15 protein-coding genes and 1 pseudogene are annotated in these 12,228 nt (G+C 46.9%); 13 read left to right on the top strand and 3 right to left on the bottom strand.

Annotated elements, in window-relative coordinates:
- Positions 1-91: 91 nt before the first annotated feature.
- Complete coding sequence (locus C2M24_RS10880; protein WP_105200063.1) at positions 92-544, bottom strand: YhcB family protein; 453 nt, start codon at positions 542-544, stop codon at positions 92-94.
- Between the two features lie 100 nt (positions 545-644).
- Here C2M24_RS10880 and zapE point away from each other — a divergent pair, with 100 nt between their 5' ends.
- The 11 genes and pseudogenes from zapE to C2M24_RS10825 all read left to right on the top strand — a co-directional run bounded on the left by zapE (position 645) and on the right by C2M24_RS10825 (position 10,171).
- Positions 645-1,733 carry a cell division protein ZapE gene (zapE, locus tag C2M24_RS10875; RefSeq protein WP_105215241.1) on the top strand — a complete coding sequence of 363 codons (1,089 nt, stop codon included), beginning with the start codon at positions 645-647 and terminating at the stop codon, positions 1,731-1,733.
- Between the two features lie 246 nt (positions 1,734-1,979).
- A complete protein-coding gene (gene rplM / locus C2M24_RS10870) occupies positions 1,980-2,408 on the top strand; it encodes a 50S ribosomal protein L13 (protein WP_105187995.1) in 429 nt (142 codons plus the stop codon).
- A gap of 13 nt (positions 2,409-2,421) precedes the next feature.
- A complete protein-coding gene (rpsI, locus tag C2M24_RS10865) occupies positions 2,422-2,811 on the top strand; it encodes a 30S ribosomal protein S9 (RefSeq protein WP_105200064.1) in 390 nt (129 codons plus the stop codon).
- Between the two features lie 476 nt (positions 2,812-3,287).
- Complete coding sequence (gene petA / locus C2M24_RS10860) at positions 3,288-3,884, top strand: ubiquinol-cytochrome c reductase iron-sulfur subunit (protein WP_105200065.1); 597 nt, start codon at positions 3,288-3,290, stop codon at positions 3,882-3,884.
- Positions 3,884-5,149: a cytochrome b gene (locus C2M24_RS10855; RefSeq protein WP_105200066.1), complete on the top strand. Its 1,266-nt coding sequence runs from the start codon at positions 3,884-3,886 to the stop codon at positions 5,147-5,149. The genes petA and C2M24_RS10855 overlap by 1 nt, the downstream gene beginning before the upstream one ends.
- Entirely contained in the window at positions 5,146-5,883 is a 738-nt protein-coding gene (locus C2M24_RS10850; RefSeq protein WP_105200067.1) for a cytochrome c1, read from the top strand. Before C2M24_RS10855 ends, C2M24_RS10850 begins: the two co-directional genes overlap by 4 nt.
- Before the next feature lie 141 nt (positions 5,884-6,024).
- A pseudogene (gene sspA, locus C2M24_RS10845) lies at positions 6,025-6,650 on the top strand (stringent starvation protein SspA).
- Complete coding sequence (locus C2M24_RS10840; RefSeq protein WP_105200069.1) at positions 6,650-7,132, top strand: ClpXP protease specificity-enhancing factor; 483 nt, start codon at positions 6,650-6,652, stop codon at positions 7,130-7,132. Before sspA ends, C2M24_RS10840 begins: the two are co-directional and overlap by 1 nt.
- 220 nt (positions 7,133-7,352) lie before the next feature.
- Positions 7,353-7,871 carry a shikimate kinase AroK gene (gene aroK, locus C2M24_RS10835; protein ID WP_105187988.1) on the top strand — a complete coding sequence of 173 codons (519 nt, stop codon included), beginning with the start codon at positions 7,353-7,355 and terminating at the stop codon, positions 7,869-7,871.
- 21 nt (positions 7,872-7,892) lie between these two features.
- Positions 7,893-8,963, top strand: a complete 1,071-nt coding sequence (aroB, locus tag C2M24_RS10830; RefSeq protein ID WP_105214876.1) for a 3-dehydroquinate synthase — start codon at positions 7,893-7,895, stop codon at positions 8,961-8,963.
- Between the two features lie 329 nt (positions 8,964-9,292).
- A complete protein-coding gene (locus C2M24_RS10825; protein ID WP_105200071.1) occupies positions 9,293-10,171 on the top strand; it encodes a Dam family site-specific DNA-(adenine-N6)-methyltransferase in 879 nt (292 codons plus the stop codon).
- Here the strand turns inward: C2M24_RS10825 and C2M24_RS10820 are convergent.
- Together C2M24_RS10820 and C2M24_RS10815 are read right to left on the bottom strand one after the other, a co-directional pair.
- The gene (locus tag C2M24_RS10820; protein ID WP_105200072.1) at positions 10,127-10,306 is read right to left on the bottom strand and encodes a DUF2970 domain-containing protein; all 180 of its coding nucleotides are present in this window, start codon (positions 10,304-10,306) and stop codon (positions 10,127-10,129) included. The genes C2M24_RS10825 and C2M24_RS10820 overlap by 45 nt on opposite strands.
- 12 nt (positions 10,307-10,318) lie before the next feature.
- Entirely contained in the window at positions 10,319-10,627 is a 309-nt protein-coding gene (locus C2M24_RS10815; RefSeq protein ID WP_105214874.1) for a hypothetical protein, read from the bottom strand.
- A gap of 257 nt (positions 10,628-10,884) precedes the next feature.
- On the opposite strand from C2M24_RS10815, the gene rpe reads away from it, so the two are divergent.
- The gene (rpe, locus tag C2M24_RS10810; protein ID WP_105200074.1) at positions 10,885-11,559 is read left to right on the top strand and encodes a ribulose-phosphate 3-epimerase; all 675 of its coding nucleotides are present in this window, start codon (positions 10,885-10,887) and stop codon (positions 11,557-11,559) included.
- Positions 11,556-12,218 carry an HAD-IA family hydrolase gene (locus C2M24_RS10805; protein WP_105200075.1) on the top strand — a complete coding sequence of 221 codons (663 nt, stop codon included), beginning with the start codon at positions 11,556-11,558 and terminating at the stop codon, positions 12,216-12,218. Before rpe ends, C2M24_RS10805 begins: the two co-directional genes overlap by 4 nt.
- The last annotated feature ends 10 nt before the right edge of the window (positions 12,219-12,228 follow it).

Below are 12,228 nucleotides of genomic sequence, written 5' to 3'. Positions count from 1 at the left end.
GCGAAGCAGCCCGGTACCTATAAAGCTATTTTCTATACTGACTATGGGGATGCTAAATTAGTTCCTCAAGGGTAGAACGACTGCTTATTTATCAAGCAGATTGTCTTTGTTCAACATCCTTCTTCTCGCCTCGAAACAGTCCGGATTCACCGGCGGCATAGTCGGCCGGTTGGCTGTCATGGACTATGTTGCTGGAGTGGCGCTCGGGACGCTGACTTAATGATGCCTGCAGTTGTTCCGTGGTTTCTTTAGAGAAAAACGGCTGGCTCTCACCCAGGTCCTTTTTGCTCAGCAATAAATGGTCGCTTTGCTGCACATGATGAGCCAACTGCTCATAGTTGTCTTTTAATTTATTGATCAGTCTATTAGTGCTATCCAAGTGGTCAGCGACGTCCTGGCGATATTGTTCCAGCTCGTTTTGTGCTTTTTCAGCTTGTTGCTCTAATTCTTCCTGCTTAAAGCGTTTTTTTGTAAACAAGCCACCAACAAAGAAGCTGCCAATGGCAATAATGATTACAACTCCAATCCAAGTAATAGTGGACATAGATTTCCCCTTCTGAAAACTTTCTTAGCCAAATATACGCTTTGTTATGAGCCGTGTTAAGATAGCGCGAAAATTTACCTCTTTGTACGCCGTTACTATCATGACTCCTTGGCAAAAATACCAACAAGACTTACAGCGTGACGACTTTCTCTATGATGCCGCTCAGGAAAATGCCGTTAGGCACCTGCAAAGGCTATTCGATGATATGGTCGCGCAACCACCCAAGCCGGCCGGTTTATTCGCAAGACTCTTTTCTAAGGATAGCACGAAGACCATTAAAGGGCTTTATTTTTGGGGTGGTGTTGGTCGTGGTAAGACCTACCTGGTAGATACCTTTTATGAGGCTTTGCCAACGGAACGTAAAATGCGTGTGCACTTCCACCGTTTTATGCACCGGGTTCATCATGAATTAAAGCAATTACAAGAGGTTAAGAACCCTCTTTTGGTGGTGGCCGATAAGCTTAAAAGTGAAACGGATATCATCTGTTTTGATGAGTTTTTCGTCCAAGATATCACCGATGCCATGCTTTTGGGGGGCTTAATGGAGGCCTTGTTCGAGCGTGGCATCATCTTGGTGGCAACCTCGAATATAGTGCCAGATGAGCTATATAAAAATGGCCTGCAACGAGCGCGCTTTTTACCCGCCATTGAGTTGGTTAAGGTCAATACCGAGGTGGTGAATGTAGACTCAGGTGTCGATTATCGTTTGCGTACGCTCGAGCAGGCGGAGATCTTCCACAGTCCTCTAGATGAGCAGGCGGATAAAAACCTCTTTGCTTATTTTGAGCAGCTCTCTCCAGAGCCCGGGCGCGCCAATGAAGAGATTGAAATCGAAGGGCGAATGATAGGCACCCGTATGGTCAGCGACTGTATCGTGATGTTTGATTTTGAGCAGCTTTGCGAAAGTGCGCGCTCTCAGGTCGACTATATGGAAATCTCCCGTCTTTATAACACTGTTTTGTTGGCCAATGTTAAGCAGATGGGCCAGCATAATGATGATGCGGCGCGCCGTTTTATCGCTCTGGTCGATGAATTCTATGAACGTAATGTAACCTTGATCATCTCTGCCGAAGCGCCAATAGAGCAGCTTTACAGCAGTGGTCGGTTGAACTTTGAGTTTAAGCGTTGTGTTAGTCGTTTGCAGGAAATGCAGTCGCACGAATACCTAAAACGCCCTCATTTGGCCTGATCTTAGCGGCGCGTTTTGGTGCCGCCACTTCGACCCCTTAAAGGCGCGCAAAAAAACAGCTAAGCAGTAGTAATTCCCTATTTGCTTTGCTATACTCCCGCGCCTACCACTTGCCGTTCTACCTCGGTTCGTTTAGCCACTACTGAGGGTTAAGTCTTAAACTCGAAGGGGTTGAAGCATATTTAATAGAGCAGCAGAAAAATTTCTGCTTGTGGTTTTATAATTGTAAACATTGGATTTTTATAAATGAAAACGTTTGTTGCTAAGCCAGAATCAGTAAAACGTGACTGGTACGTAGTTGACGCTGAAGGTAAAACTTTAGGTCGTATCGCTACTGAGATCGCTCGTCGCCTACGCGGTAAGCATAAAGCTGAGTACACTCCTCATGTTGACACTGGTGATTACATCATCGTTATCAACGCGGAAAAAGTAACCGTAACTGGTAACAAGACTCAGGACAAGATGTACTACGCGCACACTGGCTTCCCAGGTGGCCTTAAGTCTATCAACTTCGAGAAACTTCAAGCTAAAAAGCCTGAAATGATCATCGAAAAAGCTGTTAAAGGCATGCTTCCACGCGGTCCTCTTGGCCGTGCAATGTACCGTAAACTTAAAGTTTACGCAGGTACCGAGCATAACCACGCTGCACAACAGCCTCAGGTTCTAGACATTTAAGGAGCACTAACTCATGGCAAATCAATACTACGGTACAGGTCGTCGTAAAAGTTCAAGTGCTCGCGTTTTCCTACGCCCAGGCACTGGCAACATCGTAATCAATCAACGTTCTATCGAAGAATATTTCGGTCGTGAAACTGCTCGCATGGTTGTTCGTCAGCCTCTAGAGCTAGTTGAAATGACTGAAAAGTTTGACCTTTACATCACTGTTGAAGGTGGTGGTACTACTGGTCAAGCTGGTGCTATCCGTCACGGTATCACTCGTGCGCTTATGGAGTTCGATGAATCACTTCGTCCTTCACTTCGTAAAGCTGGCTTTGTTACTCGCGACGCTCGTAAAGTTGAGCGTAAGAAAGTGGGTCTTAAGAAAGCACGTAAGAAAACACAGTTCTCGAAGCGTTAATTTATTACGTATCCAGAATTTCAAAACCCGGCTTTGCCTTTGGCAAACCGGGTTTTTTATTGCCTGTTTTCGACGCGGGGACGGCTTAGGTCTCTTTCGCCGAGAATATTTCATAATTTCCCCGATTTAATGCAAATCAAGCCGATAATTTTGAGAATTTTTTGCTACAATTGCCGGGCAAATAAACTAACGAAGTGATTTTAAACTACTTTGCTTGACTAGACCTTGATCTTTATCAGCGTCGGCGGCGAGTGTTTGCGATAACATAAACAGCACTGCTTGATAATCGAATACGCTTTTTGAACCCAGACTCAGTCGCTGAGAGGGTGCTTATTCGACTGTGAAACAGTGAATAACCTTGTTTTAATCAAGGCTTTTATTTATGATCGCTTCTATTTTGTAACTTCAAAAATTAACCTGCTGTAACTGATGTTCTCAATATAGCAAGTGTTGAGAATCATAGTGGAGATAAGTGGATGAGCAATGCGCCTGTAGACAACAGCCGACGCCGCTTTTTGACCATTGCTACCTCTGTTGTAGGTGGTGTGGGTGCGGTTGGAGCTGCTGTTCCTTTTATTGCGTCTTGGAACCCTAGTGAGAGAGCCAAATCTGCGGGTGCTCCCGTAGAAGTGGATATCTCTAAACTAGAGCCTGGACAATTAATCCGTGTTGAATGGCGAGGCAAACCTGTTTGGGTAATCTCGCGTACGCCGGAAATGCTAGAACAACTTAAAGCACACGAAGATCAACTCCGTGATCCTCAGTCTGATGAACCGCAACAGCCTGGGTTTGCCAAGAACGAATTCCGTTCAATCAAAGAAACTATCTTTGTGGCCGTGGGTATTTGTACTCACCTGGGTTGTTCTCCTAGCTTCCTACAAGGTGGCTTTGGTGAGAAAGTGGAAGGCACAGACGATGGTTTCTTCTGTCCATGTCATGGTTCTAAATTTGATATGGCCGGTCGAGTATTCCAGTCGGTTCCAGCTCCTCTAAACCTAGAGATCCCTCCTTATTACTTCATTGACGACACAACTATTTTAGTTGGTGCTGAGCAAGGCGAAGGGGTAGCATAATGTTTGGTAATATTATCAACTGGATTGATGAACGTATTCCTATGACTCGCGTCTGGAATATGCACATCGCACAATATCCCGCACCGAAAAACTTTAACTTCTGGTACTTCTTTGGCTCACTAGCCATGCTAGTACTAGTAAACCAGATCGTTACTGGTATCTGGTTAACCATGAACTTCGTTCCTTCGGCCGAAGGTGCGTTTGCTTCCGTTGAATACATCATGCGTGACGTAGAATACGGCTGGTTGCTGCGTTATCTCCACTCTACTGGCGCCTCGGCGTTCTTCGTAGTGGTTTATTTGCACATGTTCCGTGGCATGATCTACGGTTCATACCAGAAGCCGCGTGAACTACTGTGGCTATTCGGTATGTTTATCTTCCTAGCGCTAATGGCTGAAGCCTTCATGGGTTATCTACTACCTTGGGGTCAGATGTCATTCTGGGGTGCTCAGGTAATTATCTCACTATTCGGTGCTATTCCGGTGATTGGTGATGACCTTACCCTGTGGATCCGTGGTGACTACGTAATTTCAGGTGCAACGCTTAACCGCTTCTTCGCCCTACATGTAATCGCACTGCCGCTGGTACTTGTTATCCTAGTGTTCTTGCACATTGTTGCTCTTCACGAAGTGGGTTCAAACAACCCAGACGGTGTTGAAATCAAGCGTAAGAAAGGCACGGTTGCTGAAGAAGACAAGCCAAAATTCAAGTTCCACGAATACTACACAAACAAGAAAGACATCGTTGATGCGATTCCTTTCCACCCTTACTACACGGTAAAAGATATTGTGGGTGTTGTGGGCTTCTTAATCCTATTCTGCTACGTGGTGTTCTTTGCGCCGGCTATGGGTGGTTTCTTCCTAGAAGCGCCAAACTTTGAAGCGGCAAACCCGCTGAAAACGCCTGAGCACATCTTCCCTGTTTGGTACTTCACGCCTTTCTATGCGATTTTGCGTGCGATCCCAGACAAGCTAATGGGTGTAATCGCCATGGGTGCGTCAATTGTAGTGCTAGCGCTGCTACCTTGGATTGACCGTGGTAAAGTTAAATCAATCCGCTACCGTTGTGGTTTCCACAAGCTGAACATTGCTCAGTTCGTTGTAACCTTCGTTATCCTTGGCTGGGTAGGTGCAACTCCACAAACTGACTTCAAAACGATTTTGTCGCAGATTTGTACAGTTACTTACTTTATGTTCTTCGTGCTACTGTTCTTCTACTCTAAGAACGAGAAGACCAAGCCATTGCCAGAGAGGTTGACTAAGTGATGAAAAAACTAGTAATCGGTTTATTCGCATTGCTGCCAACGCTATCAATGGCAGCGGGTCCTTCGATGCCTTTGCAAGAAGCAAACATCGACCTAACGGATCAAGCATCATTACAACGCGGTGCTAAGCTATTTATGAACTACTGCCTTGGTTGTCACCAAATGCAGTACCAGCGTTATGAGCGTACTTTCCGCGATATCGGTATTCCTACCGATATCGGCCAGGAAACGCTTATTTTCGATGGTTCGAAAGTAGGTAGCCACATCACCAATGCGATGGAAAAAGATGATGCTGCAAAATGGTTCGGTGCTGCGCCACCGGATTTAACACTGATTTCACGTGTTAAATCACCTGACTACATCTACACCTACTTAAAGTCGTTCTATAAAGATGAGTCGCGTCCATTTGGCGTAAACAACATTGTGTTCCCTTCTGTAGGTATGCCGCACGTTCTTCAAGAACTACAAGGCCTACCAAATCCTGTATTCGAGGAAGTGGAAGAGCACGGAAAAACAGTTAAGAAAGTGGTAGCGGTTGAAACCGACGGCCAGGGTGAAATGAGTGTTGACGAGTATGATCATGCTGCTCGCGACATTGCTAACTTCCTAGCCTATGTAGGTGAGCCTTCACGTTTAGATTCAGAGTCTTTAGGTATCAAGGTTATTGGTTTCCTATTTATCCTCTTTATCTTTGCTTTCTTACTGAAGAAAGAATACTGGCGTGATGTTCATTAATTAGAATAATCAACCAGTTAACTCAATAGGGGCGTATGCCCCTATTGCCGTTTAAAATCATTGCTGTGAATTTAGTCAGGCTAGGCACTGTGATGACGCAAAAAGTATGTTGTACTTTGTGATTTTTTAATGGAGGTAGGCATGGCCGTTGCTGCCAATAAACGCCCTGTAATGACGCTGTTTTCCGGCGCGAATTGTATGTACAGCCATCAAGTTCGTATTGTCTTGGCTGAGAAAGGCGTGAGCGTGATATCCATTTGGCGGAGAAAGATAACCTGCCAGAAGCATTACACGAAATTAACCCGTACGGTACGGTTCCTACTTTGATCGATCGTGAGCTAGGTCTTTACCAAGCAAACATCATCATGGAATATTTGGATGAGCGCTTCCCGCACCCTCCATTAATGCCTGTGTACCCGGTAATGCGTGGTCGCAGCCGCTTGATGATGCACCGTATTGACACCGATTGGTATTCGCTTGCTTCGAAGATCCTGGCCGGTGGCAGCGATGCTGAGCAAGCACGCAAAGAGCTGACCGAAGCACTGCTTGCGGTAGCACCTATTTTCAATGAAGCACCATACTTTATGAGCGAAGAGTTCAGCCTAGTTGATTGCTACCTGGCGCCGCTATTATGGCGTTTACCTGAGCTTGGTATCGAGCTTGCGGGTGCTGGCAGCAAAGAGCTGAAAGAGTACATGATTCGCTTGTTTGAGCGTGAATCGTTCCAAGCGTCATTGACTGAAGCAGAACGTGAGATTCGTCTCTAATGACACCTAACAGACCTTATCTGTTACGTGCCTTTTACGACTGGATAGTCGACAACCAGTGCACACCGCACTTGGTTGTCGATGCCGAGTTTGCTCAGGTACAGGTACCGACTCAGTTTGTTCAAGACGGACAAATTGTGTTGAACATCAGCCCGAGCGCTGTAATGCAATTTTCCATGGATAACCGAGCATTGACCTTTAATGCTCGCTTTGGTGGTCAGCCCATGCAGGTTTATGTACCCATGGGAGCTGTATTGGCCATCTATGCCCGAGAAAATGGCGAAGGCACGGTATTTACTCAAGAAGAGTTATACGAAGAGCAGGATCGTTCTGAATCAGTACAATCAACTGCCGAGTCTGAGCCGCAACAACCGCAGGCCGGGTTCGAGGCAATTGACAATCCAAACCCACAAGCAAGCCGTGAGAACAGTCAGGACGACGGCAAAGGCAAAAAAGCTAATCACTTAAAAGTGATTAAGTAGCCTACTCAGATTCGGCTTAAGTAGAAATCCATCGTAAGCAGGGCTAAGTTCTAAAAGTGCGCTGGATTTCTCTAATCGACCCACCGCCCACTGTGATTATTTGCAGTATTATGCTTGAAAACAGGCATAAATTACTGAGATAATCTCCCCCTTGAATTTTGGGGCCAGTCGCGAGGCGGGGTTTTATTTCAAATTTTAGAGTTCGTTTGTACTAAAAGATATGGCTGAGAAACGTAATATATTTCTAGTAGGTCCCATGGGGGCCGGAAAGAGCACAATTGGTCGCCACATTGCAGACCAACTGCACCTTGAGTTTTATGACTCGGATAACGAAATCGAGCGCCGCACCGGTGCCGACATTGCTTGGGTATTTGATATCGAAGGCGAAGATGGTTTCCGTCGTCGTGAAGAAGCGGTGATCACAGATCTAACCGAGCTTCAGGGTATCGTATTAGCAACAGGTGGTGGCTCAGTAGTCAGTAAAGAAGTACGCAACAAACTGTCTGCTCGCGGTATTGTGGTATACCTTGAGACCCCAATCGAAAAACAGGTTGCCCGCACCCAGCGTGATAAACGACGTCCGCTACTGCAAACAGAAGAAGCGCCGCAGCATGTGTTGGAGCGTCTAGCCGAAGAGCGCAACCCGCTGTATCAAGAAATCGCCGACTTTGTTGTGCGTACCGATGAGCAGAGTGCGAAAGTTGTGGCTAACCAAATCATCGAGAAGCTTAACTTCTAAATATCCCAAGGAGAATTGCGCATGCTGGAACTCAATGTTGAACTTGGTGAGCGCAGTTATCCCATCTTTATTGGTAACGAGTTAATACAAGACGGTGCGCGCCTGCAGCAATATGTAGGCGAGCGACGCGCGGTAATCGTTACCAATGAAACCATAGCACCTCTCTACCTGGACACCCTGATTGCCAGCTTGGCAGATAAGGATCTTCTTGTCTTCGTAATGCCCGACGGTGAGCAATACAAAACATTGGAATGGTTTGAGCGCCTCAATGCCTTTTTGTTAGAGCACAACTGTGGCCGCGATACCATTTTGCTGGCCTTGGGTGGCGGGGTTATTGGTGACCTGACCGGTTTTGTTGCTGCCTGTTATCAGCGCGGCGTACCTTTTGTGCAGATCCCTACCACCTTGTTGTCGCAAGTGGATTCATCCGTAGGCGGTAAAACCGCGGTTAACCACCCCTTGGGCAAGAATATGATCGGTGCCTTTTATCAGCCTCAGGCAGTGTTTATCGATACCGCTGCGCTGGCCACCTTACCGGCCAAGGAATTTGCCGCCGGTATGGCCGAGGTGATTAAATACGGCTTGATCTACGACCTTGATTTGTTCGAGTTACTTGAGCGTAATGTTGAAGAGATCAAGGCCTTGGATGCTCAGCTATTGCCAAGGGTGATACAGCGTTGCTGTGCCATTAAGGCGGAGATAGTAGCGGCGGACGAAAAAGAAGCCGGGCTTAGGGCCTTGCTTAATTTAGGTCATACTTTTGGTCATGCTATCGAAGCTGAAATGGGCTACGGCGCCTGGCTTCACGGAGAAGCGGTCGCGGTCGGTATGGTGCTGGCAGCACAACTGGCACACAGCCGAGGCAAGCTAAGTAGTGCCGAGGTTGAGCGTATTATTGCCTTGCTCAAAGCCTATGATCTACCATTGCAAATCCCAGATGAAATGACCCCAGCGCAGTTTCTTGCCCATATGCGCAAGGACAAAAAAAACAAAGCGGGACGCATTCGCTTTATTCTGCCTAGCCAATTTGGACGTTGTGAATTGGTTGATGATGTCAGCGACGCCGAGCTAGAAACCCTGCTCACACGCTAATACAATCGCTCCTCCTGCCTGTGGCCTATAATGGTCAGCACCAATAAGAAGGTGCAGTGCGCCTTATCATAGTGCCGTTAAAGGCCGGCATGTGCTTACCTGGGCTCAGGCCGTGTCTAAGAATGAACTAACCTCTTAGTTGGCGGCGATACGCATACTAATTGGCGAGGCCCAGCGCTAAGGTAAACAAATAGCGCAGATAAAAGGGGAGATAAACTCGCAACAGTCCCCTGAATTGCGGTAGAATTTGGCTTTGACCCCGGTATTTACATTTACCCTTGTGGTGCACCGGGAGTGAGATAATAATTAAAGATGAGCTAGTAGAATAGATGCAAAAGAAAACCCGTGCTTTCCTGAAATGGGCGGGCGGCAAATACAGTTTGGTCGAAGATATCGCCAAACGTTTAGATCAAGCTCAGGAGCTCACCGGCAGCTCTGCATCTACGCTCGTTGAACCCTTTGTTGGCGCCGGCTCGGTGTTTCTAAATACCAATTTTAAGCATTACGTGCTTAACGATATCAATGCGGATCTAATCAACCTCTATAAAGAATTAGCCCATGCGCCTGATGAGTTTATCAGTGATGCGCGTAAGCTGTTTTGCGAGCTTAATAATGACGCCGATGTCTATTATGGCTTGCGGGCTCGCTTTAACGAAAGTCGCGATGCCTACGAACGCGCCATCCTATTCCTCTATATGAATCGTCATGGTTACAATGGCTTGTGCCGTTATAATCTTAAAGGCATTTTTAATGTGCCTTTTGGAAAATATAAAAAGCCTTATTTCCCCGAAGCGGAAATGTATTTCTTTGCTGAAAAGGCACAGCAAGCCACCTTTACCTGTTTAAGCTATCGCGATGTCTTTGCTTCATTACCGCAAGATGCCGTGGTTTATTGCGATCCTCCCTATGTGCCGCTGAGTAAAACCGCATCCTTTACCAGCTACGCCAAAGGCGGTTTTAACCTGGACGACCAAGCGAACCTGGCCAACTTGGCAGAGCAGGCCGCGGGTGAACAGCAAACTTCGGTACTGATCTCTAACCACGATACCTTATGGACCAGAAAGATCTATGAGCAGGCGGATATTGATGTGCTCAAGGTAAAGCGCACCATCAGCCCTAAGGGGAATGGTCGCAATAAGGTCAATGAATTGATGGCTATGTATTTATCCGGTCGCCAATACCAGTTGAACCAGGCCAAACACGGCTAGGACAAAAATAACAAACAGGGCGATGGCGAGGGCGATAATGATCTTGGGGTTATGATTGCTGAAGTCTTGTTGACGTTTGGCGTCGCTTTGTACACCAAAAAAGGCCGCGACCACAGTTTGAATTTGTGACCACATAAGAATTCCTGCCTAGTAGGAAGTATTAGAGAATTGTCGGGCGCTTTCCTTGTTGTCGTTACGGCTAAGTAATTCCAACAAGTCTAAATAATGAAATTGGGCACTGCGGCTGTCGCCGGCAAACCAAGCAAACCAAGATTGTTCACCATCAGGATTAGCACAGTCTTGAGTTTGTTCGCCGTACGCATTGGTATCACAAACGCATTGGCTATAGGTTTCAGAGTTAAGAGATGAGCCAGATTGGATAGCAAAAGTGCCAACAATCATAGCAGTAGTTGCAACGCCTGCTAACAACGCATGTTTTTTCAGCACTAACAACATATCCCTCTCCGATCCTTAACTAGTCACTAGAGCTTACGCAAAGTTGTTTAAAAAAACAACTGAACTTTTAAAAATAATTAAACTTTTTACTTTAAAAACAAGGGTGTAATGTTTAATTTATGTTAACGGTTGGGCTTTAACGTTTTGTTTCTAAATAATTCGTCGGGATCGATGAAAAACCTCGCAAAAATAAACATACGCTAACAACTATGCGTATTTTTCGTTAAAGTATAGGCCCCGTTCAAAGGAGCAGTATTATGAAAGACTACCTGATCGCGCCCTCGATCCTTTCCGCCGACTTTGCCCGTCTTGGTGAAGACGTAGAGCGAGTTATTTCCGCCGGCGCCGATGTGGTGCATTTTGATGTGATGGATAATCACTATGTGCCGAACCTGACGTTTGGTCCCATGGTGTGTAAGGCGCTTAGAGATTATGGCATCACGGCACCTATTGATGTGCACCTGATGGTGAAGCCGGTCGACAGCCTGATCCCTGAATTTGCCAAGGCTGGTGCCAGCATTATTACCTTCCACCCCGAGGCCAGCGAGCATGTGGATCGTACCCTGGCTCTGATCAAGGAGCATGGTTGTCAGGCAGGTCTGGTATTTAACCCGGCGACACCGCTGCATATTATTGAGCATGTTATTGATAAGCTGGATGTTATCTTATTAATGTCAGTTAACCCTGGGTTTGGCGGCCAGAGCTTTATTCCTCATACCTTGGAAAAGCTTAAGCAGGTACGTGCCATCATAGATGCCAGTGGTCGTGATATTCGACTTGAGGTCGACGGTGGTGTGAAGGTGGATAATATTGCCGAAGTGGCGGCCGCCGGTGCCGATATGTTTGTAGCCGGTTCGGCTATTTTTAGTCAACCCGACTATCAGGTAGTCATCGAGCAGATGCGCAGCGAACTCGCCAAGGTTGCTCAGTGAAATACCAGGCGCTGATATTTGATCTTGATGGCACCCTGGTCGACAGCGTGCCGGATATGTACATAGCGGTGAACCTGATGCTTACCGATCTGGCTCGACCGGTGATCTCTCACGCCATGGTCAGCCAGTTTGTCGGTAATGGCATAGAGCAGCTAGTGGTGCGTGCGCTCAGTGGTGATATGGAGCCCAATCCGTTGCTAACGGAGCAGGAGATTAGCCGTGCCAACGAGCTGTTCTGCCACCATTATCTTGCGGTGTTGGGCCAGTATTCGCAGCTTTACCCCCATGTTGAAACTGTATTGGCGGCCTTTGCGGCTACGCCCAAGGCTCTGGTCACCAACAAGGCCCGATGTTTTACCGAGGCTTTATTGCAACAGCTGGGTATTGCCAGTCATTTTCAGGTGATTGTGTGTGGCGATGATGGTAAGAAAAAACCTTCGCCCGAGCCCTTGTTAAAGGCTTGCCAGCAGCTTGGTGTCGAACCGGCTCAAGCCTTGATGATCGGCGACTCGAAATCGGATCTGCTGGCGGCACAAGCAGCGGCCATGGATGCCCTGGCTTTGAGCGGCGGTTATCACCAGGGGGAAGACCTGCGCCAGTACAATCCAGAGTACCTCTGTGACCAATTCTTAGATATAATCACCGCCATTAATCGATAAGCAATAAAGG

It is taken from the genome of Pseudoalteromonas sp. T1lg22 (genome assembly GCF_002964645.1).
GTDB lineage: Bacteria > Pseudomonadota > Gammaproteobacteria > Enterobacterales > Alteromonadaceae > Pseudoalteromonas.
The sequence above is the reverse complement of the archived record's forward strand: the minus strand, read 5'-3'. Positions and strand labels throughout refer to the sequence as shown.